Source organism: Rathayibacter sp. AY1B5, assembly GCF_002932795.1.
In the GTDB taxonomy this organism is placed as follows: Bacteria; Actinomycetota; Actinomycetes; order Actinomycetales; family Microbacteriaceae; genus Rathayibacter.
This window is the reverse complement of sequence record NZ_PSWM01000036.1, coordinates 1-24394: the sequence shown is the minus strand read 5'-3', so window position 1 is coordinate 24394 and position 24394 is coordinate 1. Positions and strand designations below refer to the sequence as shown.

The window sequence follows — 24394 nt, the reverse complement described above, 5'->3', positions numbered from 1 at the left end:
AGAACTGGTGCGCATGACCGCGAGCGGGCACGATCTCGACCCGGAGGGCGTGCGCGAGTCCGCCCGCATCCTGCAGAACGGCGGGCGGGCGGCCTGGCCGCGGCGCTCGGCGCGGTTCGCGAACTCCCGGGCCTGCTCGCGCTCGAAGTGCTGCGCCTGCTTCTGCTGGTCGTACTCGGTGTAGGCGTCCACGATGCGGCCGACCAGGCTGTGGCGGACCACGTCCTCGCTGGTCAGTCTCGAGAAGTGGATGTCGTCGATGCCGTCGAGCACCCGCGTCACGAGGCGGAGTCCGCTCGCGCCGGTCGGCAGGTCGACCTGGGTGATGTCGCCGGTGACCACCATCTTCGAGCCGAAGCCGAGGCGGGTGAGGAACATCTTCATCTGCTCGGGCGTGGTGTTCTGCGCCTCGTCGAGCACGACGAACGAGTTGTTGAGCGTGCGCCCGCGCATGTACGCGAGCGGCGCGACCTCGATCGTGCCGGCTGCGAGCAGCTTCGGGACGATCTCGGGATCCATCATCTCGTTCAGCGCGTCGTAGAGCGGGCGCAGGTACGGGTCGATCTTGTCGGTGAGCGAGCCGGGCAGGTAGCCCAGCCGCTCCCCCGCCTCGACCGCCGGACGGGTCAGGATGATCCGCTCGACCTCCTTGCGCTGCAGCGACTGCACGGCCTTCGCCATCGCCAGGTAGGTCTTGCCGGTTCCGGCCGGGCCGATGCCGAAGACGATGGTGTTCTGATCGACCGCGTCGACGTACTCGCGCTGGCCGAGCGTCTTGGGCCTCACGCTGCGTCCGCGCGCCGTGAGGATGGCCTGGCCGAACGCCTCGGCCGGGCTCACCGGCCCGCCGTTCTGCAGGATGCGGGCGGACTCGCGCACGCCCTCCGGGTCGAGATCGTGCCCGCTCGCGGTCATGCGCACCAGTTCTTCCACCAGGCGCGTCGCCGCGGCGACGGGCTCGCGCTCGCCGTCGAGCGTCACCTCGTTGCCGCGCACGTGCACCCGGACATCGGGGAATCGTCCTTCGACCGCTCGGATGAGGCGGTCCTGGGGTCCGAGGAGGCGCACCATCGCGACTCCGTCGACGGCGACGACGCGCCGCGTCGTCTCGGACGCGTCCGCGCCGGGGGCGGGACGCTCGTCGGGGCTCGCGCCCGTGTTCTCAACCGGTGGCAAGAGAGCCTTCCGTCTGGTGGCCGCCCAGGACGTGGGCGTGCACGTGGAACACGGTCTGGCCCGCCTCTTCGCCGGAGTTGAAGACGAGGCGGAACTGACCGTTGCTGTGGGCGTCGGCGAGCGACTGGGCGACCTGCACCATCTCGGCGAGCAGGGCGGGATCGGCGGCCGCGAGAGCGGCGACCGTGGCGTGCTCCTGGGTCTTCGGGAAGACGAGGAGGTGGACGGGCGCCTTCGGCTCGATGTCGGTGATCGCGAGGATGCGCTCGTTCTCGAACACCACATCGGCCGGGATCTCGCCCCGGACGATGCGCGTGAAGACGGTGGGTTCGCTCATGCACTCATCTTAAACGGGGCCCGTGCGCGACGGGCGCCGCGTTCGCCCACGGCACCCTGCTCCGGCGCTCCGAGGCGGCTGTGGAGGAGCGTCACCAGCGGCCCAGGCGGGCCGAGAGGACCGCGATGGCAGCGGGCCCGGCGGTCGAGGTGCGCAGGACGGAGTCGCCGAGCGCGACGGCCTCGGCGCCCGCCTCCGCGAGCAGCCGCAGCTCCTCCGGAGCGATGCCGCCCTCGGGACCGACGACGAGCACCAGGTCGCGTCCGTCCGGGACCACCTGGGAGAGCCGCGCGTGCGCCGAGGGCTCGAGGACCAGCACGCGGGACGTCGCGGCGCGCGCGACGAGACCGCGCACCTGCTCGAGCGGCGCGACCTCGGGCACCCGGGGGCGCAGCGACTGCTTGCTCGCCTCGCGCACGATGGCGCGCCAGCGCTCGCGCCCCTTCTCCTCCTTCGGGCCGGACCACCGCGAGATCGACCGCGCGGCCTGCCAGGGGACGACCTCGTCCACCCCGAGCTCGGTCGCCGCCTGCACGGCGAGCTCGTCGCGATCGCCCTTCGCGAGCGCCTGCACGAGGACCAGGCGCGGGGACGGCACCGGGGACTCCTGCACCGACTCCACGACGAGCACCACCCGCGCCGGCTCCGCGCTCTCGACGACCGCGGTCGCGACGAGTCCGCGCCCGTCGCCGACCCGGACGCTCTCGCCCGCGCGGATCCGGCTGACGGTCGCGGCGTGCCGTGCCTCCGCGCCGGTGAGCGCGAGCCGGCCCCCGACGACGAAGCCGTCGGAGTCCAGCGACTCGTCGATGTAGTGGTGCGCCACGGGCTCAGCCCAGGAAGCGGTCGCGGAGCTTGGAGAACAGGCCCTGCTGGAAGTGGGTCAGCGCGGGCTTCTGCGGCTTGTAGTGCTTCGCCAGCTCCTGGACCAGCTCCCGCTCGCGGTGGCCCAGCTTCGTCGGGGTGACGACCTGGATGCCGATGCGGAGGTCGCCGCGTCCGCTGCCGCGCAGGCGCGTGACTCCGCGGCCCTTGATCGTGACGATCTCGGTGCTCTGCGTGCCCGGCTTGATCTCGATCTCGATGTCGCCGTCGAGCGCCTTGAGCGACGCCGTGGAGCCGAGGATCGCGTCCGTCATCTGCACCTCGAGGGTGCAGAGCAGGTCGTCGCCGTTGCGGCTGAAGACGTCGTGGTGCTTGACCTTGATCTCGAGGTACAGGTCGCCGTTGGGTCCGCCGGCCGGGCCGACCTCGCCGCTGCCGGGCATCTGCAGGCGCAGGCCCGTGTCGACTCCCGCGGGGACGTCGACGGGGATGGTGCGGCGGGCGCGGACGCGTCCCTGGCCCTGGCAGGTGGAGCAGGGGGTCGCGATGACGGTGCCGTAGCCGCGGCAGGTGCCGCAGGGGCTGGCCGTCATCACATTGCCCAGGAGCGAGCGGACCGTGCGCTGGATCTGGCCGGAGCCGTGGCAGATGTCGCAGGTCACCGGCGAGGTGCCGGGCTGGCAGCACGAGCCCTGGCAGGTCTCGCAGAGCACCGCCGTGTCGACCTCGAGGTCGCGGTGGGTTCCGAAGATGACCTCGTCGAGCGAGACCTCCACGCGCAGCAGGGCGTCCTGGCCGCGCTCGCGGCGGGAGCGCGGTCCGCGGGACGAGCCCTGCGCGCCCTGCCCGAAGAAGGTCTCGAAGATGTCGCCGAACCCGCCGAAGCCCTGGGCGCCGCCGCCGAAGCCCTCCTGGGGACCGCGGTCGTACTGCGCCCGCTGCTGGGCGTCGCTCAGTACGTCGTAGGCGTGCGTGACGAGCTTGAAGCGCTCGGAGGCGTCCGCGCTCGGGTTGACGTCGGGGTGCAGCTCGCGGGCGAGTCGGCGGTACGCCTTCTTGATCTCGTCGGCGGAGGCGTCGCGGTCGACGCCCAGCACTTCGTAGTGATCGGCCACAGGTGGCTTCGTCCTTCGTTCGTGGGTCGGTGGGCCGGGCACGGCGCACCGGGGGGATCCGGCGGGGGCCGGGAGGTCGGGCCTACTCCTCGCCGAGGAGGCGGGAGAGGTAGCGGGCGACGGCGCGCACCGCGGTGATGTTGCCGGAGTAGTCCATCCGGATGGGTCCGAGCACGCCCAGGCGCGAGATCTGGCCGCCCGCGGTGTTGTAGCCGCTCGTGAGGACCGAGGTCTCCTGAAGGCCGAACGGCGCGTTCTCGCGGCCGATGCGCACCGAGATGCCCCGGGGGTCCGGAGTCATCTCGGCGAAGAGGCGCAGCAGCTCCACCTGCTCCTCGATCGCCTCGAGCACCGGGTAGATGCTGCCCGAGAAGTCCTCCTCGGTGCGGACGAGGTTCGCGGCGCCGGCCATGACCAGGCGGTCCTGCCGATTGGCGCCGACCTGCTCGAGCAGGGTCTGCACGATCGGCGTCAGCACCTGGCGCCGCTCGGGGCTGAAGCGCTCCGCGACGGATCCGAGCGTCTCGGCCGCCTGCTGGAGCCCCAGGCCGAGCACGGCCGTGTTGAGCTTCGCCCGGATCTCGCCGAGAAGCGCGTCGTCCACGTCCTCCGGGGTCTCCAGCACGCGCTGGTCGACCCGGCCGGTGTCGGTGATCAGCACCGACAAGAGGCGGCGGGGCGCGAGGGCGACGAGCTCCACGTGGCGCAGCCGCGCGGCTCCGAACGACGGGTACTGCACGAGCGCGACGCTGTTGGTGAGCTGCGAGAGCAGGCGGACGGTCTTGACCAGCACCTCGTCGAGGTCCGGGCTCTGTCCGAGGAACGTCTCGATCGCCTGGCGCTGCGCGGAGGTGAGCGGGCGCAGGTCGGCCAGCTGGTCGACGAAGAGGCGGTAGCCCTTGTCGGTCGGCACGCGTCCGGAGGAGGTGTGCGGAGCCGCGATCAGCTCCTCCTCCTCGAGCTGGGCCATCTCGTTGCGGATGGTGGCGGCCGAGACGCCGAACGCGTGGCGCTCGACGATCGACTTGGAGCCCACCGGCTCCCGGTTCGCCACGTAGTCCTGCACGATCACGCGCAGGACCTGGAGACCGCGCTCCGTCACCATACGACCGACCTCCCGCCGGACTCCGAGTGCCCGCGGGCACGACCGTCTGCGGCGCTGACGCCGCGCGGAGCCTGGCACTCCGCAACTCTGAGTGCCAATCATAACCGGGAGGCGGACCGCCAGGCGGGGTTGCGCGGGGATCGGCCGGGGTGCACTCCTGCAGGGCCTCGGGGAGGAGCCCCGTCATCCCCGAGGAGGAGGTCCCGCGCGGCCCGGTGCGCGGGGGGTCGCCTCATGCCACGATGGACGCCGAGCGCACGGGGGACGCCCGTCGCCGCCGCCGGAACGGAGACCATCATGTCGGCCACCCCTCCCCCGCCCCCCGTCTACGGGACCCCGGCTCCGCCGCTGAACCCGGCCGACGAGAAGACCTGGGCGATCGTCACGCACGTGACCGGCATCTTCTTCAGCTTCCTGCCCTCGCTGATCGTCTTCCTGGTCTTCAAGGGGCGCGGACCGTTCCTCGAGGCGCACGCCAGGACGGCCCTCAACTTCCACCTGACGACGCTGATCGCCTACGTCGCCGGGACGATCCTGTCCTTCGTGCTCGTCGGCTTCATCGTGTTCCTGGTCGTGCCGATCCTGGTGATCGTCTTCGCGATCATCGCCTCGGTGCGCGCCAGCGCGGGCGAGTACTACACGTACCCGCTCAGCATCCCGTTCTTCAAGTAGCCGCGGCACCGGGGCGGCCGTTCGCGGGCCGCCCCGGGACCCGGCCTCAGCCGTCGGTGAGCCGGCGCACGACCGCGTCGGCCAGCAGACGGCCGCGCAGGGTCAGCACGATCCGCCCGCGGAGCGCCGCCCGGCCGTCGACGAGGCCGTCGGCGATGAGCCCCGCCACCTCGCTGCGCCGACCGGCGTCGATCGAGTCGATCGGCAGCCCGTCCGCCAGGCGCGAGCGCAGCAGCACGTCCTCCACCCGCCGCGTGCCCGCGTCGAGGGTCTCCCGCCCGGCAGCGGGCGAGGCTCCGGCGCTCAGCCGGTCGGCGTAGGCCGCCGGGTGCTTCACGTTCCACCAGCGCACGCCCCCGACGTGGCTGTGCGCGCCGGGACCGACGCCCCACCAGTCGTGGCCGAGCCAGTACGAGAGGTTGTGCCGGGAGCGGTGCGCGTCGTCGCGCGCCCAGTTGCTGACCTCGTACCAGGAGTACCCGGCCGCGGCCAGGCGCGCGTCGGCGAGCTCGTACATGTCGGCGGTGAGGTCGTCGTCGGGGGTCGCGACCTCGCCGCGGCGGATCTGCCGGGCGAGCTTCGTGCCGTCCTCCACGATCAGGGCGTAGGCCGAGAGGTGGTCCGGCCGGTTGGCCAGCGCGGAGTCGAGCGACCGCTCCCAGTCGGCCAGGGACTCCCCCGGCGTGCCGTAGATGAGGTCGAGGCTGACCTGCAGGCCGGCCTCCCGCGCCCACTCGACCACGAGCGGGACCCTCTCCGGGTCGTGGGTGCGCTCGAGCGTGGCGAGGACGTGCGGCACGGCCGACTGCATGCCGAAGCTGACGCGGGTGAATCCCGCCTCGGCCAGCGCGCGGAGGTAGGCGGCGTCGACGGAGTCGGGGTTCGCCTCGGTGGTGATCTCGGCGTCGGGCGCGACCCCGAAGTGGGTGCGGAGGCCGTCCAGCATCCGCACCAGGTCGCCGGCGGGCAGCAGCGTGGGCGTACCGCCGCCGAAGAAGACCGTGCGGGCGGGGCGCCGGGGCAGGCCCGCGCGCTCGAGCACCTCGGCGCCGAGAGCCATCTCGGTGATCGCCTCGTCGGCGTAGTCCTGCTGCCTCGCTCCGCGGAGCTCGGTCGCCGTGTAGGTGTTGAAGTCGCAGTAGCCGCAGCGGACCCGGCAGAACGGCACGTGCACGTAGAGGCCGAGGTCGCGCTGCTCCACGCCGTCGACGACGGACGCGGGCAGTCCGCCGTCGAGCGGAGCAGGATCGGCGATCGGGAGGGCGCTCCCCACGTCAGCTGACGCGCGCCGGCAGCAGCGCGCGCAGGTACTTGGCCACTTGGCGCTTCTGCACGGCGCGCAGCACCGGCGCGCCCAGGCGGTAGAGGCGGGTGGAGGGACGCGAGAAGACCCGGATGACGAGCCAGACCGAGTCGTCCGCGCGCTTCTCGACGACGAAGGACTCCTCGCCGCTCTCGGGGTGGCCCTCGAGAGTGCCGTAGGCGAAGCCGACCTGGTCGGGCTCGTCGACGACGTAGACCACGCGCACCGGGGCGTCGAAGACGCGGCCGAGCAGTGTCACGCGGAGCACGGCGGTCACGCCCGCGGTGATGTAGGGGGTGCCGTCGGGAGCGAAGTGCTCCTCCGTCGGCCGGCTGACGAGGTCGATCGGGGTGCCCGCGGCGTCGAAGTTGACTCCGGTGTACTGCACGCCGCTGCCGCTGGTGATGTCGGTCACCTCGATGCCGCTGCCGCGCTGCACGCCCCACGTCATCAGGGAGGCGGTGGTGATGGCGAAGCGCTCGTCGCCCGAGCCGAGCCGGGCCTCGAAGCGCTCGGCCGTGAAGCCGTCCGGCGGGTACTCGAGCAGGTCGGGGGCCAGCGTGCCGCCGACGGCCGCGTAGGTGACCTGCGGCTGGCCCTCGAAGTTGGAGCGGCGGATGCTCACGTCCCGACCTTCTTCCCGGACTCCTCGAGCGCGGCGCGCGTCGAGTCCGCGTGCCGGGTGGTGCTGTCCATCCGACCCAGCGTATCCGACCGTCGCCGCCCCGAGCCGGGAACGACGGAGGGCCCTCCCCCGCCGGAGCGGGAGGAGGGCCCTCGTCGTGGTGCGGGTCGGGTCAGCTGCAGGGAGTCAGCTTCGCCACGGCGTCCGAGAGGGTGCCGGTGCCGCCGAGGAGGACGACGCGCGTCGCTCCGCCGGCCTTGATGTCGTTCAGCACCGCGGTGGGCACGCAGGTCGGCGGCACGGCGAACAGCGGGCTGTTCGCGTAGCCGGCGGCCGTCGCTCCGGCGAGCGCGTCCGGGAAGTTCTCACCGGTCGCCAGGAACACCGTCTTCGCCGTGCGGAAGGCCGCGCGGTTCAGCTGCTCGGAGGTGTCGTAGCGGTCGGTGCCGCCGATGCGGGTGATCGCCGGCCCGGTGAGCGAGCCCTGGATCCCGGCGCTGACGGACAGCTCGGATCCCGCGATGGTGAGGGTCGAGACGCGCAGGCGCGAGACGATCGTCTTGGTGACGGCGTCGGCCTCCGGCAGTCCGCCGTTGACCAGGATGACCGGCGCGTCGACCGAGCCGGCCGCGGCGCTGGCGCCGAGCGCGTCCGGGAACTTCTCGCCCGTCGCCAGCCACGCCTTGGACGATCCGCCGCCGAACGCGTACTGGATGATCTGGCGCGACGTGTCGTACCGGTCGACACCGCCGATGCGGATGATGTTGCCGTTCGCGTAGCCGGCCAGCTCACTGCCGAGGCCGTCGCTGACACTGAGCGCGGAGCCGACGACGACGATCCGCTGCGGAGCGAGGCGGGTCAGCTCGTCGCGGACGACCTGGCTCATCGAGTCCCGGTCGACCAGGAGGAGCGGGCCTCCCTGCTTCGCTGCGGCCGGTCCGGCGCTCAGGGCGTCGGGGAAGTTCGCGCCGGTGGCGATGTAGACCACGGGGACGCCGGGAGTGGTGAAGAGCGACTTCGAGATCTCGACGGCCGTGCCCTGGCGGTCGGTGCCCGCGAGGCGGGTCACCGTGGGACCGGTGCCCGGAGTCGGCTCGGTGGTCGGCGGAGTCGTCGATGCGACGACCTTCAGCGGGACCCGGACGACGAAGGCGGATTCGGCCGGCTGCTCGACGCCCGTGCCGGCTCCGGTGACGCGGATGGAGGGCGCGCCCGTGAGGGAGGTGTCGCTGAAGTTGAGGTACCGGTCGTAGAAGTCCTGATTGGGCTTCACCGCGACCGAGGAGCCGTCGTCGAGGACCCTCACCGTGGCGGTGAGCGCCGGAGCGCCGTCCGTTCCGGCAGTGGCCTTGACGGAGGAGCCGAAGAAGCCGGGCACGCCGGATTCGATGACGACGACATCACCGGCGCCCGCGTCGGTCAGGCTCCCGCCGCCCGCCCAGAACACGCCGCCGTGGCGGGTCGAGGTCGGGGTGGTCGCGGACAGGTCGACGGCGGCCGTGTCCTCACCGCTCGCCGGAGCGACAGTGAGCCCGGCGGTCACGCGGAGGTCGAAGCCCGCCGTCGAGGCGAGCCCGGCCGGCACGTACGCGTCCGCGGCCTCCTCCGCCTCGGCGGTGAGGTCGAGCCTCACGGCCGGCTGCTCGAACGAGCCGACCGAGCGCCCGAGCGGGACCTCGAAGGAGTTGGTGGCCGGGTCGACAGGGGAGGATCCGGAGACGAAGGCGGCTTCGCCGGTGCCGAGACGCCAATCCACCGTCGCGTAGCCCGGGTGCGACCACTCGGTGAACCCGGCGGACGCGCTCGCGGCGGGGAGCTCGACGGTGATCGTCTCCGCGTCGGAGGAGACGGACAGCCCCTTCTCGACGGCGAACTGGTCGGTGTCCTCCCACGCGTAAGGCGCGGGCGACGCCTGCACCTCACGGGTCGCGGCCGAGGCGGGTGCGGCGGCGACGAGCGTCCCCGCTGTCACGGCCGCGACGCCCAGGAGCGCCGCCCCCGATCTGATCCAGTGCTTCCTCGTGCGTGCAGAGCTCACGGACTTCCCCCTTGATCGTGATGGGAGGACCGACCGTCGACGCTCCGGCCCCCGAGCGGATCGTCCTCGATCCGCAGCCGCGTCCAGCGCTCGAAAGCTACCCGTGACCCGTTGAGGACCGCAATCCCCGTCAACTCGACGTCCCGGACGGGGGGTAGGCAACATGGCGACAGGCGCACACGGAATTCAACGACACAATACCAACAGAACAGCAGCCGATGAGCAGGTAACGCCACCTCACTTCGACTTATGCCAAAACCAAATTCTGCATGGACGTACGGCACCGTCTTCGTCGGGAATCAGGCCGTCAATCCAAACACTTCCACCAGCCCTGGTGTCGCCACCTCGACCGCCATAGCGGACAATCTCCGAAGCGTCAGCACAGATGACGCCGAAAAGGCCCGCGGGCGTCTTTGGAGATACTGCAAACCGCCAAGGCTCATCATAGATTTTCACAAGGACAGCCCACTGCGGCCTCGAGTAGTAACTGTTTCCTGACAAGAACTGTGATAACGTCCACGGATCTTCCGCGCGATAGTCACCTGCGGTTGAGTTCCCCTGAAAATCCTTGACTAGCCACGCATGGAGCAAGTCCAACGCACCGGACTCTGAAACGCGCGCTTTAAACCGTTCAACTTCAAGATCAAGGCCAGTCACCGGATCTCGCTCCAGGTGAAAGCCCACTCGACGCCACCCGCCACTCACCAATTTCTTGTAGCGTCGCCGGTGCCAGAAGGGCACCAATCTCCCTTCAAGTCGAATTGCTGCATCAACTGAGAATAGTAACTTAGCAATAAGTTCTAATGTACGGACTCGTTGATCGAGCGCTGCTTGATTAACGGCTCCAGAAGACGGATGTGCAAGATCCATCAGTCGAGTTGCATGATAATTGAAAGTTGCCGCGCGAACAAGGATCCGCTGACTTCCACTCGTCTGCAAATGCCTCGTAGCCGTGAGAAGATTGGTAAGTTTTTCCGAGTTGTAAGCCAAGGATTCGTCTAACCCGACAAAGTTGGCCGTATGAAGCGCTTTGTCAAGCGGGCCTCCCGCAACGGCATCAGCGAAACCGTGAAGAGCATCAATATACTCTTCATTAGCCCTGCCCTGAACTTCGCGCAGCCAGGACAAGCGGTCTCTTCTGGAGCTGAGCACACTCGAGATTATGGCCGTAACTAAAGTTGCGACAGCTCCGACGGCTGCGACAAGCAGTGCCGCCGTCTGCACATATGTCCAAGAATCATTTGGGCTCACAATCTAGAATCTACCCAATTCAACGCCGTCGCGCTAGAGCTTGTCAGACACAGCCACCCAATACCGCTGTGGGACGAATATCACTAGCACGCCAAGAGTTACGCGTAGGAGCTTCCAATAAACTTCCCAGGGGCGCAATATAGACGCATTGGAGATTGACCGCTTGACCTAAAGGCTAGAAGCTGATTGTTGTCCCCAGGAATTACCGTCAACAGACTAAATAGACGAAATCGTCGATACGTCGGAACTTCTGCTACTTCTTGTCCTTGGTCTCCACGTCGCCGGAGAGCGCGGCGATGAACGCCTCCTGGGGGACCTCGACGCGGCCGACCATCTTCATCCGCTTCTTGCCCTCCTTCTGCTTCTCGAGAAGCTTGCGCTTGCGGGTGATGTCGCCGCCGTAGCACTTGGCCAGGACGTCCTTGCGCATCGCGCTGATCGACTCGCGGGCGATGATCCGGGCGCCGATAGCGGCCTGGATCGGCACCTCGAACTGCTGCCGCGGGATCAGCTTGCGCAGGCGCCCCGTCATCAGCACGCCGTAGGCGTAGGCCTTCTCGCGGTGCACGATCGCGCTGAACGCGTCGACCTGCTCGCCCTGCAGCAGGATGTCGACCTTCACCAGGTCGGCCTCCTGCGAGCCGGCGGGCTCGTAGTCGAGCGAGGCGTAGCCGGCGGTCTTCGACTTGAGGTTGTCGAAGAAGTCGAAGACGATCTCGCCGAGGGGCATGTGGTAGCGGATCTCGACCCGGTCCTCGCCCAGGTACTCCATGCCGATCAGGGTCCCTCGGCGGCTCTGGCAGAGCTCCATGATCGTGCCGACGTAGTCCTTCGGCGCGAGGATCGCGGCCTTGACGATCGGCTCCGTGACGGCGGCGATCTTACCGACGGGGAACTCGCTCGGGTTCGTGACGGTGACGGTCTTCTTGTCCTCCGTCGAGACCTCGTAGATGACCGAGGGCGCCGTGGTGATGAGGTCGAGACCGAACTCGCGCTGCAGGCGCTCGGTGATGATCTCGAGGTGCAGGAGGCCGAGGAAGCCGCAGCGGAAGCCGAAGCCGAGCGCCACCGACGTCTCGGGCTCGTACACGAGCGCCGCGTCCGAGAGCTTGAGCTTGTCGAGGGCCTCGCGCAGGTCCGGGTAGTCGCTGCCGTCGATCGGGTACAGGCCCGAGAAGACCATCGGGAGCGGCTCGGTGTAGCCGGGCAGCGCCTGCGTCGCGGGCTTGGACGCGGTGGTGACGGTGTCGCCGACCTTCGACTGGCGGACGTCCTTCACACCGGTGATCAGGTAGCCCACCTCGCCGACCGCGAGACCCTGCGTCGCGACGGGCTCGGGGCTCGACACGCCGATCTCGAGGATCTCGTGAGTGGCGCGGGTCGACATCATCTGGATCTTCTCGCGCGGCGAGAGCTTGCCGTCGATCATGCGGACGTAGGTGACGACGCCGCGGTAGGCGTCGTACACGGAGTCGAAGATCATGGCGCGCGCAGGGGCGGAGGGGTCGCCGACGGGCGGCGGGATGAGCTCGGTCACGCGGTCGAGCAGCGCCTCGACGCCCATGCCGGTCTTGCCGGAGACGCGGAGGACGTCGTCCGGGTCGCCGCCGATGAGGCTCGCGAGCTCCTTCGCGTACTTCTCGGGGTCGGCGGCCGGCAGGTCGATCTTGTTCAGGACCGGGATGATCGTGAGGTCGTTCTCGAGCGCGAGGTAGAGGTTCGCGAGCGTCTGGGCCTCGATGCCCTGCGCCGCGTCGACCAGGAGGATCGCGCCCTCGCACGCCGCCAGCGAGCGGCTCACCTCGTAGGAGAAGTCCACGTGGCCCGGAGTGTCGATCATGTTCAGGGCGAACGTGCGCCCGTCGCGCTCCCACGGCATCCGCACGGCCTGCGACTTGATCGTGATGCCGCGCTCGCGCTCGATGTCCATGCGATCGAGGTACTGCGCGCGCATCGCCCGGTCCTCGACGACACCCGTGATGCCGAGCATCCGGTCGGCGAGGGTGGACTTGCCGTGGTCGATGTGGGCGATGATGCAGAAGTTGCGGATGGACGCCGGATCGGTCGCGGCGGGCTCGAGCCCGGTGTGTGCACGTGGAGACATCGTGGGACCAGTGTCCCATGCCCGGCGGCGGGGGCCGGGACCGGCCGCTAGAGATCGAGTCCGTAGGTGCGGGTGGGCTCGACCCCGGGCGGGTTCTCGCGCTCGCCGAGACGGACGAAGCCCATGCTCTCGTAGAGGGCGTGCGCGGTGGTCATCAGCGTGCCGCTGTTCATCACGACCCGCTGGAGGCCCCGCTCGACGGCGAGCATCACGACGAACTCGGTGAGCAGCCGCCCGAGGCCCCGCCCGCGGGCCTCCGGGGCGACGGCGAGCAGTCGCCAGTCCAGCTCGCCGGGCCGGCCGAGCTCGTAGAGGTTCGCGCCCGGGCGCGCCGTGGTGACGGTGGCGAGGATCCGCCCGTCGCCCTCGACGGCGACCCAGACCTCGCCCTCGACGTCGTGCCGGGCGACCGCGGCGACGTCGGCGGCGTACTCCTCCCCCAGCTCGTAGTCGTGGGCGTAGGCGGCGAGCCGGAGGCGCGAGACCTCGTCGTACTCCTCCGCCCGGACGCGCCGGACCAGCACCTCGGCGGCGCTCATCCGCGCACCGGGGCCGGGAGGGCGCGGAGCCCGTGCTCGAGCGCGGCGGGATCCGCGGCGAGGCAGACGCGGATCCAGCCCTCGCCGGTGCGGCCGAAGGCGCTGCCGGGCGCGACGGCGACGAGGGTCTCGAGGAGGAAGGACTCGACCCACGAGGCGACGTCCCCGCCGGTCGCGTGCGCCATGTCGATCCACAGGTAGAATGCGCCCTCGGGCTCGCGGTAGGCGATCCCCCGCTCGTCGAGCACGCCCGTCGCGAGCCGCAGGTTGGCGAGGTAGTGGTCGGAGGCGGAGGCCACCGCGTCCTGCGGCCCGGTCAGAGCGGCGAGGGCGGCGCGCTGGTCCGGAGTGGCGACGCAGCTGATCGCCGCCTCCTGCACCGTGACCATGATCGACGTGAAGCCCGGAGGCGTCACGAGGTAGCCGACGCGGACGCCGGTCATCGCGTACGTCTTCGAGAAGGAGAAGACGCTGAGGACGCGGTCGGCGTCGTCCCCGCGCTCCTGGGCGATCGCCGCGAGGCTCACGTGCGGGCGCCCGTAGGTGAAGTACTCGTAGACCTCGTCGCTGAGCACCCACAGGTCGTGGCGCCGGGCGATGTCGAGCAGGCGCTCGAGGACCTCCCTCGGGAACACCACGCCGAGCGGGTTGGACGGGCTGTTGACGATCAGGACGCGGGTCCGGTCGGTGATCAGGCGCTCGACCTCGTCGGGATCGGGGAGGAAGGCGTTCTCGGCGCGCAGCGTGTACGGCACGGGCACGGCGCCGATGGTCCGCGCATTGGTCGTGAAGACGGTGTAGCCCGGGTCGGGGATGAGCACCTCGTCGCCGGGTCCGAGCAGGAGCGTCATCGCCTGGTGCAGCGCCTGCGTGGCGCCGACGGTCACCCAGACCTGCTCGACGTCGGCCTCGATGCCGTTGTCGCGCGCCAGCTTCTCCACGATCGCCCGCCGCAGCTCGGGGACGCCGCCGTTCGGCCCGTAGCGGGTGTCGTCGGCCGCCCACGCCGCCCGGGCCGCCTCGATGATGTGCGGCGCGGTCGGCACGTCGGGCTCGCCCACCGCGAGGAGGGTGACTCCGTCGAGCCGCAGCGCGATCTCGAACAGGTGGCGGATGCCCGAGGGCGGCACCGCGGAGAGGTGATCGGCGAGACGGGGCACCGGCGTCACGTTACCGGCGGCCCCAAGGCGCGAGACGCCACTGCGCTCCGCATCCCCCGGCGTGTCGCCCCGGCGGCCTCGACGCGGACGGCGGTGCACCCGCGGGCGCGGCGCGGTTGAAGGGTGACGACGGGTGCGCTAAAGTTCCTTGTTGGCTTGCGCTCCCCCTCCGGACACCCGGCAGGCGTGGAGTGATCAGAAGCCGGCGACCTCCAGTCGCACCGCAGGGCGTTCAGACGCCCGCGGAAGGGGCACTCCGTCGAGTAGCCGGCTGCACACACGCACATCCGAGAAGAAGGTAATCCACGTGGCAAACATCAAGTCGCAGATCAAGCGCAACCTCACCAACAAGAAGGCGAACGAGCGCAACAAGGCCGTCAAGAGCGAGCTGAAGACCGCCATCCGCTCGGTCCACACCGCCATCGCCGCCGGCGACACCGAGAAGGCCGGCACCGCCCTCGCCTTCGCCGCCAAGAAGCTCGACAAGGCCGCCAGCAAGGGCGTCATCCACAAGAACCAGGCCGCGAACCGCAAGTCTGCCATCGCGAAGCAGGTCGCCGCGCTGTAGTACTGCGCGAAGCTGCAACGACGAAGGGTCCGGCCTCTGGCCGGGCCCTTCGTCGTTGCAGCTTCGCGGTCGACGGGCTCCTCGTTCCTCGTCGCCCGTCGCGCGGTCGGCATCCAGGGGTGGTCGCGGTGGGAGGAGCGTCCTGCGTTCCGGGTACGACGATCCGCTCGCACGCGGATCGCCGGTGACCCTGCGAGGTGATTGTCCGACTCTTCATCGGCCGCGGCGCGGTCGGCTTCGGCGGAGGGGCGCGGTGGGAGGAGCGTCCTGCGGTCCGGGGACGACCCTGCGAGGGAAGGCGAGTAGCCGCGAAGCGGCGTGTGGAGACCCGCCGGTGACGAGGTCGAAGCGGATCGGGAGAGCAGGGCTCCGAGGCGGGTCAGAGGCCCCGGGCGGAGACGACGGAGACCATGCGCTCGAGGGCGTAGACGGGGTCGCGGGTGGCGCCCTTCACGTTGGCGTCGGCGTCGGCGACCGTCAGGATCGCGGTGCCGAGGCCCTCGCCGGTCCAGCCCTGCAGGTCGCGCCGGGCCCGGTCCACCTGCCACGGAGCGAGGCCCAGACGCGAGGCGACCTGGCCCGAGCCCTCGCGCGAGCCGGCGACCTTCGCCATCGTGCGGAGCTTGCTCGCGAACGCGGCGACGATCGGGACCGGATCGGCGCCGGAGGCGAGGGCGTGGCGGAGCCCGAGCAGCGCTTCGCCGTGACGGCCCGCGATCGCGGAGTCGGCGACGGTGAAGGCCGTCGTCTCGACACGGCCGCCGTAGTACTTGGCGACGGTCGCCTCGGTGATCTCGCCGGTGACGTCGGACAGCAGCTGCTGGCACGCCGACGCGAGCTCGTCGAGGTCGTCGGAGAACGCCGACACCAGAGCGCGGACGGCGCCGGTGGTCGCCGTGCGGCCCGCCGTTCGGAACTCGGCGATCGCGAAGTCGACCTTGTCGCTCTCGCGCTTGAGCTCGGCGCAGACGATCTCGATGCCGCCGCCCGTGCCCGAGCGGATCGCGTCGAGGAGCTTCTTGCCCCGGTTGCCGCCGCCGTGGCGGAGCACCAGGGTCGCCCCGTCCGCGGGCGCCGAGAGGTAGTCGAGGGTCTCGAGGAGGAACGCGTCCGTGCACTTCTCGACGTTCGAGACGCGGATGAGGCGGGGCTCGTCGAAGAGGGACGGGCTCGCGAGGGTCAGCAGCTCCCCCGGCGCGTAGCCGCCGGCATCGATGTCGCTGACCTCGAGACTCGGATCCTCGGCGCGGAGGAACTCGCGGAGGAAGCGCAGCGCGCGGTCGGCCAGGAACTGCTCCGGGCCGGTGATCAGCACGATCGGCGCCGGCCGGGTCTGGTTCCAGGCGAGCTGCGGGATCGCCGCCTTCGAGGGCGCTGCCTTCGCGCGCGCCGGGGCCCTGCCTGCCATGCCGTGTCCTTCCGTGCCGCGCCCGTCCGAGCGCCCTCCACCCTACGGCCCGCTCACGGCGCCCCGAGGCCGCCGCGGGCGCCGTCGCGCCGCTCGACCAGACCGCGATCCCGTCGCTGCGGGACGCGAGCACGACCGTACCCTCGACATCCGACCTCAGCGCCTCGACCCCGCGCTCGGCCAGGAGGGCGAGGAGCGACGGATTCGGATGCCCGTAGTCGTTCTCCGCTCCGACGGAGATCAGTCCGACGCCCGCGCCGAGCGCCTCGTAGAGCGCGGGCGACTGGTCGGCGGAGCCGTGGTGCGCGACCTTGACCACGTCGACCCGGCCGACCGGCAGCCGGGAGACGCGCCCCTGCTCCTGCTCGCCGAGATCCCCCAGCAGCGCGACGGAGAGGGGGCCGCCGCGGGCGTCCGGGCCGATGTCGACACGGAGGGTCACGCTCGCCTCGTTCCCCCGCAGCGCGCTCCGGCGCTCCGGCCACTCGACCCGCCAGCGCAGGGAGCCGAGAGAGCCGCTGTCGCCGCGGACCGCCTCCTGCAGTGCGACCCCCGCGCCGGTGAGCGCCGCCCGGTCGCGCTCGTCGTCCAGGCTCGCGGCGGGTCCGACGAGCGCGGCGTCGGTCCGTCCGAGGACGGCCTGGAACCCGCCGACGTGGTCGAGGTCGTAGTGCGTGAGCACCAGCAGCGGGATCCGGTCCACTCCCATCAGGCGGAGGCAGGCGTCGAGCGGGGCGGGCTCGGGCCCCGTGTCGACGAGCAGCACCCCCGCGTCTCCACGGAGGAGGACCGCGTCGCCCTGCCCGACGTCGCACATCGCGACGCGCCAGTCCTCGGGCACCGAGGCCGCGCGGAGGAGCGGCGTGGCGACGGTGGTGCCGCCGGCGGCCGCGATCGCGCACGCCAGACCGACGGCGGCGATCCGGCGCACGCGCGCGAGCCGCGGCGACTGCGTGACCAGCACGAGGGCGAGCAGGGTCAGGACGGTGAGTGCGAGCGCTCCTCCCACTCCCGGCCACCAGGCGATCCTCGGGGCGGGCCACGCGTCGACGGCGCGAGCGATCGAGGCGATCCACCAGGCGGGGACGGCGGCGAGACGGATCGCCGCGTCGGCGGCTCCGGGCCACCACGGAGCGAGCATGCAGCCGATGAGCCCGAGCCCGGTCGCGGCGGGTGCCGCGGGCTCGGCGAGCAGGTTGGCGAGCACTCCGTACACCGGCACCGACGGGTCAACGAGCAGCAGCACGGGCTGGCAGGCGAGCTGCGCCGCGGTCGGCACCGCGAGCACCAGGGCGAGAGGCCGGGGCAGCACTCGGCCGAGGGCGCCCGCGATCGGCTCGGCGAGCAGCAGGAGTCCGGCGGTGGCGAGGACGGACAGCACGAAGCCGAGCCTCCCCGCGATCGAGGGGTCGGCGGCCACGAGCAGGACGACGGTCGCGAGCAGGGCGGGCACCGCCGCTCCGGAGCGCCGCCCGAGCCGCGCGAGGAGGACCACCGTCGCCATCACCGCGGCCCGCACCACGCTCGGCTCGGGGGTCACCAGCACGACGAAGGCGGCGAGCAGGGCGAGGGCGGCGACGGTCCGGAGGCGGCGCCCGGCGCCGAGGAGCGCCGCGATCGTCCAGCCGGCGACCACCACCACGGCGCAGTTGGCGCCGGACACGGCGGTCAGGTGGGTGAGCGACGCGGTGCGCATCACCTCCTCGAGTCCCGCATCGAGCGCGGACGTGTCGCCGGTCGCGAGGCCCGGAAGCAGCCCCGCGACGTCGCCGCCGACCACCGCCGCGCGCTCGAGGAAGCGCGAGCGCAGCACTTCCGCGACGGCCGCCGCTCCCCCGGGACCGCGCCGGTCCAGGACGGACGCCGCCCTCAGCATCGTCGCCTCGCCGACAGGCGCCTCCTTCACCCCGGCGCGCGCCTGCAGGTCGAGCTCGGCGCCCACCGGCAGCCGGCCGCCGGGATCGGCGAGCAGCACACGGACGGGGGCCGCGGTCGACGCGTCCCCCACCCGCAGCGCCGTCGCCTCGAACCACACACCTCCGGTGGCGAGCGGACGGGCACCCGTGTCGACGCGGACGGTGACCGGGTTGAGGGCGCGGTCCTCCTGGGCCTCCCGCAGCGACGCGGGGTGGTCACCGGCTGCCACGGCGACCACGGAGGTGAGGGCGAGGGCGGCACCCGCGCCCGCGACGAGCACCGCTCCGATCAGCTGTCCGCCGAGCACGCGCCGGAGCAGGACGCACGCCGCCCCGAGGAGCATCCAGCCCGCGGCGCACCACACGAGGCCCCCGTCGAGCACCGCCGCGACCGGCAGCATCCCGGCCGCCCACGCCGTGGTCCACGCGGCCACCGCCGCCGGCAGGAGCCGCAGGTCCGCCGCCCGCACGCTCCTCACGGCGCGACCTGGTCGCGGAACGCCGCGAGCGTCTTCTCGCCGATCCCGGGGACCTCGAGCAGCTGGTCGACGGAGGAGAACGGGCCGTTCGCCTCCCGGTGGGCGACGATCTTCTTCGCGGTCGCCGGGCCGATCTCGGGCAGCTCCTCCAGCTGGGCGGCCGTCGCCGTGCTCAGGCTCAGCACGGATCCGGCCGCGGAGGCTCCTCCCGGAGCGGATCCGCTCGGAGCCGCTCCCGCCGCGGCCGGCGCCGCTCCCACGGCCGGCACGACGATCTGCTCGCCGTCGACGAGCCTCCGGGCCAGGTTGACCGCCGCGCGCTCCGCCGACTCCTGGAACCCTCCGGCGGCGGCGACCGCGTCCGCCACCCGCGCCTCGGGCGACAGGACGTACAGCCCCGGGGAGGCGACCTCGCCGGCCACGTGCACGTACAGCGACTCGGCCGCCGCGGCAGCGGGCGCGCTCGTCGCCACGGCGGGCTCCAGGACCCGCTCGTGACCGCTCGACCGCGCTCCCGCGAGCAGCACCGCGACGACCGCGGCGCCGATCACGAGCACGACCGCCGCTCCCACCCCCACCCGCCAGCGCGGGCGGGCGCGCCGGGGGCGCAGCAGCGCTGTCAGCTGCTCGTCGTCCGTGGTCTCTGGCATCCGCCGACGGTAGGACCCGCGTCGAGGTCCGGAGCGGCCGCCGACGCCGATCCGGGGAGAGCCCGCAGGATCGCCTCCCTGTGGAGGAGAGGGCAGCACCGGCGCTGAGCGCACGACGGGGCCCCTCCCACGAGAGGAGGAGCCCCGTCGGGACGGATCAGCGGCTAGACCGCCTTCGTCACCAGGTTCACCAGGCGCGGCGCCCGCACGATCGCCTTCACGACCTCGCGGCCGACGAGAGCCCGCGCGACGCCGGCAGTGGCCCGCGCCTTCTCCTCGAGCTCGTCGGAGGAGATCTTCGGCGAGACCTCGAGCCGGTCGCGGACCTTGCCGTCGACCTGCAGGATCGCCGTGACCTTCTCCTCCACCAGGAGCGACGGGTCGGCCTTGCGCCACAGCGCGTGCGCGACGGTGCCCTCGTAGCCCAGGCGGTGCCACATGTCCTCGGCCGTGTACGGCGCGAACAGGTTGAGTGCCATCGCGACCACCTCGACCGCCTCGCGGACCGCGGGGTCCCCGGCTCCGGCGCCCGAGTCGACGACCTTGCGGGTCGCGTTGACGAGCTCCATCAGCCGCGCGACCACGACGTTGAACTTGAACGCCTCGATCAGCGACGGGGACTCCGCGAGGAAGCGGTGGGTCTGACGGCGCAGAGCCGCGTCACCCGTCCTCCACTCGACGTCGGGCTTCGAGGTGACGTCCTTCGCCAGGCGCCAGGCGCGGGCCAGGAACTTCGCGCTGCCGCCGGGCGAGACGTCGGCCCAGTCGATGTCGTCCTCCGGCGGGCCGGCGAACGCCATCGTCAGGCGCACCGCGTCGACGCCGAACTCGTCCAGCTGGTCCGACAGGCGGACGATGTTGCCCTTCGACTTCGACATCGCCGCGCCGTCCATCTGCACCATGCCCTGGTTGAGCAGCGCCGTGAACGGCTCCGTGAACGACACGTAGCCCAGGTCGAACAGCACCTTGGTGATGAAGCGCGCGTACAGCAGGTGCAGGATCGCGTGCGTCACGCCTCCGACGTACTGGTCGACGGGCGCCCACTTCTCGGCGAGCTTCGGATCGAAGGCCTGCGTGTCGTCCTTCGGCGAGAGGAAGCGGAGGAAGTACCACGAGGAGTCGACGAAGGTGTCCATCGTGTCCGGGTCGCGGCGCGCGGGCGAGCCGTCCACCGGGTGAGGCACGTTCACCCAGTCCTCCGCCGCCCCGAGCGGCGACGAGCCCTTCGGCTGCAGGTCGAGGCCGTCGGTGGAGGGCAGGACGACGGGCAGCTGGTCCTCGGGCACCGGCACGAGCTCGCCGTCGGCTCCGTGGATGATCGGGATGGGGGTGCCCCAGTAGCGCTGCCGCGAGATCAGCCAGTCGCGCAGGCGGTAGTTCTTGGCCGAGCGGCCGCGGCCGCGCTCCTCGAGCATCCTGATGACGCGCTCGATGGCGGTGCGCTTGGACAGCCCGTCGAGCGGCCCGGAGTTGATCAGGCGGCCGTCGCCGGTCAGCGCCTCGCCGGTCGTGGCCGGGTCGAGCGAGTACTCCTTCTCGAGCGCGGCCAGCTCCTCCGGGTCCTCCGGGATGACCGGGATCGCGCCGGTGACCGAGGCGGTGGTGTCGACGACCACTCGCACGGGCAGGTCGAACGCGCGGGCGAAGTCGAGGTCGCGCTGGTCGTGCGCGGGCACGGCCATGACGGCCCCGTGGCCGTAGTCGGAGAGGACGTAGTCGGCGGCCCAGATCGGCAGCCGCTCGCCGTTCACGGGGTTCACCGCGTAGCGGCCGAGGAACACGCCGGTCTTGGGGCGGTCGGCGGTCAGGCGCTCGATCTCGCTCGACTTCTGCACCGTCTCGAGGTAGCTGCGGAACGCGTCGCGGATCGCGGGCTCGGAGCCCTCGACCAGCTCGGAGGCGAGGTCGGAGTCGGGCGCGACGACCATGAAGGTCGCCCCGTAGAGCGTGTCGGGTCGCGTCGTGAAGACGGTGACGCGCTCGTCGCGGCCCTCGATCTCGAACTCGACGTCGGCGCCGATGGAGCGGCCGATCCAGTTGCGCTGCATGGCGATGACCTTCGACGGCCAGGAGCCCTCGAGCTGGTTCAGGTCGTCGAGGAGGCGGTCGGCGTAGTCGGTGATCTTGAAGTACCACTGCGTGAGCTTCTTCTTGACCACGACCGCGCCGGAGCGCTCGGAGGTGCCGTCCGCCAGGACCTGCTCGTTCGCCAGGACCGTCTGGTCCACCGGGTCCCAGTTGACCCAGCTGTCCTTGCGGTAGGCGAGGCCCTTCTCGTACATCTTGAGGAACAGCCACTGGTTCCACTTGTAGTACTCGGGGTCGGAGGTGTGCAGCACGCGGTCCCAGTCGAAGGACGCGGCGTAGCGCTTCATCGAGCGCTTCTGCTGCTCGATGTTGTCGTAGGTCCAGGTGACCGGGTTCAGTCCGCGCTTGATCGCGGCGTTCTCGGCGGGCAGGCCGAAGCTGTCCCAGCCGATCGGGTGGAGGACGTTGAAGCCCTGCTGGCGCCAGTAGCGCGCGATGACGTCGCCGAGCGCGTACGCCTCGGCGTGGCCCATGTGCAGGTCGCCCGAGGGGTACGGGAACATGTCGAGCACGTACTTGCGGGGGCGCTTGTCGTCGGGGTCGTCCGTCGCGAACGGGCGCGTCTCCTCCCAGATCGGGAGCCACTTCTCCTGGAGCGCTCGGAAGTCGTAGCGCTCCTCGTCGCTCGCGCCGGTCTGCCGGGAGGTGTCTTCTGCCACAGGTGCTTCTCACTTCTGAAGGAGGGGGAGAACGCACACGCGTGGGCGGCTGCGTTCGACCATCAACCCTACTGGCCCGGCGCGCACGGCAGACGAACGCGGCGCCCGCTCACTCCTCGGCGGCGCCCAGCACCGCGAGGAGCGCCCGCGCCTTCAGCCGCGTCTCCTCGACCTCCTCCTCCGGCACCGAGAGCGCGGTGATGCCGCCGCCGGTCCCGAGGCGGGCGCGCTCGCCGTCGAGCACGAGGGTGCGGATCGTCATCGCGAGGTCCAGCGACCCGTCCGAGCCCAGGCGGCCGAAGGCGCCGGAGTAGACGCCGCGGGGGCCGCCCTCCCACTCGCGCAGCAGCTCCACGGCCCGGCGCTTGGGCGCTCCCGTCATCGAGCCGGCCGGGAAGAGGGCCGCGACGAGCTCGGCGATCCCCACGCCGGGCGCCCGGCGTGCCGAGACCTCGCTGACCAGCTGGTGGACGTGCGGGTAGCTCTCCACCTCGAGCAGGCGGTCGACGACGACGGAGCCGGGGGCGGCGATCCGGGCGAGGTCGTTGCGGACGAGGTCCACGATCATCACGTTCTCGGCCCGCTCCTTCACACTCGAGACGAGCTCGTCCCGGAGCGCTCGGTCCTCGTCGGCGTCCCGCCCCCGGGGGCGCGTCCCCTTGATGGGATGCGTGGCGACGCGTCCGTCGGCGCCGCCGGTGAGGAACCGCTCCGGCGAGGCGCTGACGAGCGCGAGCGGGCCGAGGCGGATCAGCCCGCCGTGATGGCTCGGGCTGGAGCGGCGGAGGCGACGGTACGCCTCGACCGGGTCGAACCGGCCCTCGACGACGATCTCGTCGGTGAGGCAGAGCTGGTAGGCGTCGCCCGCGCGGATGGCCTCCTGGCAGCGGCCGATCAGGGCCGTGTACTCGGCGGCGGAGTGACGGCGGACCGGGACGCCGGCGGGCTCGGGATCCGCGGGATCCGCGGGTGCGGGCGCGCCGACGAGGTCGAGCACGCGGGCGGCGAGCTCCTGCGCGTCTCCCGTGGCGACCAGGCGGACGGTCCGGGCCCCGTGGTCGAACTCGAGCACGGGGTCGCCCCGGAGCAGGGCGAGGGCAGGCGGATCCCCGGGGCCGGTCGGCGCCGTCGGCAGGGACACGGAGGCGGCTCCCGCCTCGTAGGAGATCCAGCCGTAGCGGCCGAGCGCACGGTCGCCCGCGGCGGCCTCGTCGTCGACCGCGGCGAGCGCCGCCGCCACGTCGCCGCCGGCTCCGACGAGGAGCACGTCCTCCCGGGCGCACGCCCCGAGATAGGAGCGGCCGCTCGTCGCTCCTACGCCCGAGTCGAGCCAGAACGACGCCTCGGCCGTGGCGAACAAGGCGTGGTGCACGAGCTCCGGATCGACCCAGGGCAGCTCGATCGAGCGAACGTGCCGATCCTCCGAGACCACTGGGCTAGCGTAGGCGGTCGTGGACGGCGAGCGGGTTCAGGTGTGGGACGGGCGGGCCCTGACGACCGTTCCCGAGCCGCCCGGCGCCTCCCTGGACGCGGCCGACTCCTGGCTGGTCGACGAGGGCCGGGTCCGCGGGCTCGACCTGCACCGCGAGCGCTTCGCCGCCTCCGTCGTGTCGGCGGGCGGGCACCCGGACGTCGAGCCGTTCCTCGACGCCGCGATCGCCGCCCTGCCCCGCGAGGGCCGCTCCTTCCCCCGCGTCGAGCTCTCCGAAGGCGCCCTGCGGCTCCGGCTGCGAGAGGCTCCGCCGACGACCCGCTCCGTCGTGCTGTGGACGAGCCCGGTGGATCCGCGCCGGACCCCCTCCTGGAAGGGCCCGGACATCGCGCGTCTGGCCCTGCTGCGCACGCGCGCGCTGGCCGCGGGAGCGGACGAGGCCGTGCTGCTCGACGCCCAGGGCGCCGTCATCGACGGAGCGAGCAGTGCGATCCTGTGGTGGCTGGGCGACGCGCTGGTCGTGCCCCCGGTGACGAGCACCCGCGTGCGCAGCGTGACGGCCCGCACGGTCTCGGTGCTCGCCGGCGCGCTCGGTGTGGACGTGATCGAGGCCCCGGCCGAGCCGGAGTCGCTGGAGGGCCGCGAGGTCTGGACGGCCAACGCCCTGCACGGTCTGCGGCTGGCGACCGCCTGGGTGGACGGACCGGCGCTCGCCGCGGAGCCGGGCCGCCTGGACGCCTGGCGGAAGCGTCTGGACGCGCTGCGGCGGCCCCTCCCGGCGCTCTGACGCGCGGAGGACCTCAGCTCCCGCGCGTCCCCCAGACGGAGGGCCCCCGTTCCGGTCGCACTCGGGCGTCCGCCGTGCGAGCATCGAGTACCCCCTCTCCCGGCCCCCGCCGGCCACTCGAGAAAGTCCTGCGATGACGCGGCGGACGCTGCTCGCC

At 71.8% G+C, this 24394-nt stretch carries 19 protein-coding genes and 1 pseudogene; 3 read left to right on the top strand and 17 right to left on the bottom strand.

Going from position 1 to position 24394, the window contains the following annotated elements; all coding sequences use genetic code 11:
- The 5 genes from C5D44_RS16635 to hrcA form a co-directional block, all read right to left on the bottom strand.
- A partial coding sequence (locus tag C5D44_RS16635; protein WP_104282299.1) for a PhoH family protein occupies positions 1 to 1071 on the bottom strand: 1071 nt, incomplete at its 3' end.
- A 91-nt stretch (positions 1072 to 1162) separates the two neighbouring features.
- Entirely contained in the window at positions 1163 to 1513 is a 351-nt protein-coding gene (locus C5D44_RS16630) for an HIT domain-containing protein (protein ID WP_104276576.1), read from the bottom strand.
- Positions 1514 to 1604: 91 nt separating this feature from the next.
- The gene (locus tag C5D44_RS16625; protein ID WP_104276575.1) at positions 1605 to 2339 is read right to left on the bottom strand and encodes a 16S rRNA (uracil(1498)-N(3))-methyltransferase; all 735 of its coding nucleotides are present in this window, start codon (positions 2337 to 2339) and stop codon (positions 1605 to 1607) included.
- Positions 2340 to 2343: 4 nt separating this feature from the next.
- Positions 2344 to 3453 (bottom strand): molecular chaperone DnaJ, encoded by a 1110-nt coding sequence (dnaJ, locus tag C5D44_RS16620; protein WP_104251191.1) that lies wholly within the window; start codon positions 3451 to 3453, stop codon positions 2344 to 2346.
- 82 nt (positions 3454 to 3535) lie between these two features.
- Positions 3536 to 4558, bottom strand: coding sequence for a heat-inducible transcriptional repressor HrcA (gene hrcA, locus C5D44_RS16615; RefSeq protein ID WP_104276574.1), 1023 nt, complete (start codon positions 4556 to 4558; stop codon positions 3536 to 3538).
- Positions 4559 to 4855: 297 nt separating this feature from the next.
- Between hrcA and C5D44_RS16610 the strand changes: the two genes are divergently transcribed.
- Positions 4856 to 5230, top strand: a complete 375-nt coding sequence (locus tag C5D44_RS16610; protein ID WP_104258277.1) for a DUF4870 domain-containing protein — start codon at positions 4856 to 4858, stop codon at positions 5228 to 5230.
- Positions 5231 to 5276: 46 nt separating this feature from the next.
- On the opposite strand, the gene hemW is transcribed toward C5D44_RS16610, so the two are convergent.
- From hemW to C5D44_RS16580, 7 genes are all read right to left on the bottom strand, one after another.
- Positions 5277 to 6503, bottom strand: coding sequence for a radical SAM family heme chaperone HemW (gene hemW / locus C5D44_RS16605; RefSeq protein ID WP_104282297.1), 1227 nt, complete (start codon positions 6501 to 6503; stop codon positions 5277 to 5279).
- A 1-nt stretch (position 6504) separates the two neighbouring features.
- Entirely contained in the window at positions 6505 to 7158 is a 654-nt protein-coding gene (locus tag C5D44_RS16600) for a DUF1990 family protein (RefSeq protein WP_244229440.1), read from the bottom strand.
- Between the two features lie 172 nt (positions 7159 to 7330).
- Positions 7331 to 9196 (bottom strand): cell wall-binding repeat-containing protein, encoded by a 1866-nt coding sequence (locus C5D44_RS16595; protein WP_146088086.1) that lies wholly within the window; start codon positions 9194 to 9196, stop codon positions 7331 to 7333.
- A gap of 237 nt (positions 9197 to 9433) precedes the next feature.
- Positions 9434 to 10348 carry a hypothetical protein gene (locus tag C5D44_RS17825; RefSeq protein WP_146088085.1) on the bottom strand — a complete coding sequence of 305 codons (915 nt, stop codon included), beginning with the start codon at positions 10346 to 10348 and terminating at the stop codon, positions 9434 to 9436.
- Positions 10349 to 10700: 352 nt separating this feature from the next.
- On the bottom strand, positions 10701 to 12551 hold the full coding sequence (lepA, locus tag C5D44_RS16590) for a translation elongation factor 4 (RefSeq protein ID WP_104282295.1): 1851 nt from the start codon (positions 12549 to 12551) through the stop codon (positions 10701 to 10703).
- A gap of 47 nt (positions 12552 to 12598) precedes the next feature.
- Entirely contained in the window at positions 12599 to 13090 is a 492-nt protein-coding gene (locus C5D44_RS16585) for a GNAT family N-acetyltransferase (protein WP_104276569.1), read from the bottom strand.
- Complete coding sequence (locus C5D44_RS16580) at positions 13087 to 14250, bottom strand: pyridoxal phosphate-dependent aminotransferase (RefSeq protein WP_104255144.1); 1164 nt, start codon at positions 14248 to 14250, stop codon at positions 13087 to 13089. Before C5D44_RS16580 ends, C5D44_RS16585 begins: the two co-directional genes overlap by 4 nt.
- 307 nt (positions 14251 to 14557) lie before the next feature.
- Here C5D44_RS16580 and rpsT point away from each other — a divergent pair, with 307 nt between their 5' ends.
- Positions 14558 to 14818 carry a 30S ribosomal protein S20 gene (gene rpsT, locus C5D44_RS16575; protein WP_097165711.1) on the top strand — a complete coding sequence of 87 codons (261 nt, stop codon included), beginning with the start codon at positions 14558 to 14560 and terminating at the stop codon, positions 14816 to 14818.
- 379 nt (positions 14819 to 15197) lie between these two features.
- Here the strand turns inward: rpsT and holA are convergent, their stop codons facing one another.
- The 5 genes and pseudogenes from holA to C5D44_RS16545 form a co-directional block, all read right to left on the bottom strand.
- Positions 15198 to 16226: a DNA polymerase III subunit delta gene (gene holA, locus C5D44_RS16570; protein ID WP_104225645.1), complete on the bottom strand. Its 1029-nt coding sequence runs from the start codon at positions 16224 to 16226 to the stop codon at positions 15198 to 15200.
- Positions 16227 to 16800: 574 nt separating this feature from the next.
- Positions 16801 to 18102: pseudogene (locus C5D44_RS18735) on the bottom strand (ComEC/Rec2 family competence protein); the annotation flags it as partial.
- 515 nt (positions 18103 to 18617) lie between these two features.
- A complete protein-coding gene (locus C5D44_RS16555; protein ID WP_104276565.1) occupies positions 18618 to 19271 on the bottom strand; it encodes a ComEA family DNA-binding protein in 654 nt (217 codons plus the stop codon).
- A 164-nt stretch (positions 19272 to 19435) separates the two neighbouring features.
- Positions 19436 to 22018, bottom strand: a complete 2583-nt coding sequence (leuS, locus tag C5D44_RS16550) for a leucine--tRNA ligase (RefSeq protein ID WP_104276564.1) — start codon at positions 22016 to 22018, stop codon at positions 19436 to 19438.
- A 109-nt stretch (positions 22019 to 22127) separates the two neighbouring features.
- Positions 22128 to 23450, bottom strand: a complete 1323-nt coding sequence (locus tag C5D44_RS16545; RefSeq protein WP_104276563.1) for an anthranilate synthase component I family protein — start codon at positions 23448 to 23450, stop codon at positions 22128 to 22130.
- A gap of 19 nt (positions 23451 to 23469) precedes the next feature.
- Here C5D44_RS16545 and C5D44_RS16540 point away from each other — a divergent pair, with 19 nt between their 5' ends.
- Positions 23470 to 24237 carry an aminotransferase class IV gene (locus C5D44_RS16540; RefSeq protein ID WP_258068024.1) on the top strand — a complete coding sequence of 256 codons (768 nt, stop codon included), beginning with the start codon at positions 23470 to 23472 and terminating at the stop codon, positions 24235 to 24237.
- Positions 24238 to 24394 lie beyond the last annotated feature (157 nt).

Bases quoted from the DNA above. Each gene is read 5' to 3' on its own strand.
- C5D44_RS16630 (WP_104276576.1), bottom strand. From the start codon at position 1,513: ATGAGCGAACCCACCGTCTTCACGCGCATCGTCCGGGGCGAGATCCCG.
- hrcA (WP_104276574.1), bottom strand. From the start codon at position 4,558: ATGGTGACGGAGCGCGGTCTCCAGGTCCTGCGCGTGATCGTGCAGGAC.
- C5D44_RS16610 (WP_104258277.1), top strand. From the start codon at position 4,856: ATGTCGGCCACCCCTCCCCCGCCCCCCGTCTACGGGACCCCGGCTCCG.
- lepA (WP_104282295.1), bottom strand. From the start codon at position 12,551: ATGTCTCCACGTGCACACACCGGGCTCGAGCCCGCCGCGACCGATCCG.
- C5D44_RS16585 (WP_104276569.1), bottom strand. From the start codon at position 13,090: ATGAGCGCCGCCGAGGTGCTGGTCCGGCGCGTCCGGGCGGAGGAGTAC.
- holA (WP_104225645.1), bottom strand. From the start codon at position 16,226: ATGGCAGGCAGGGCCCCGGCGCGCGCGAAGGCAGCGCCCTCGAAGGCG.
- C5D44_RS16555 (WP_104276565.1), bottom strand. From the start codon at position 19,271: ATGCCAGAGACCACGGACGACGAGCAGCTGACAGCGCTGCTGCGCCCC.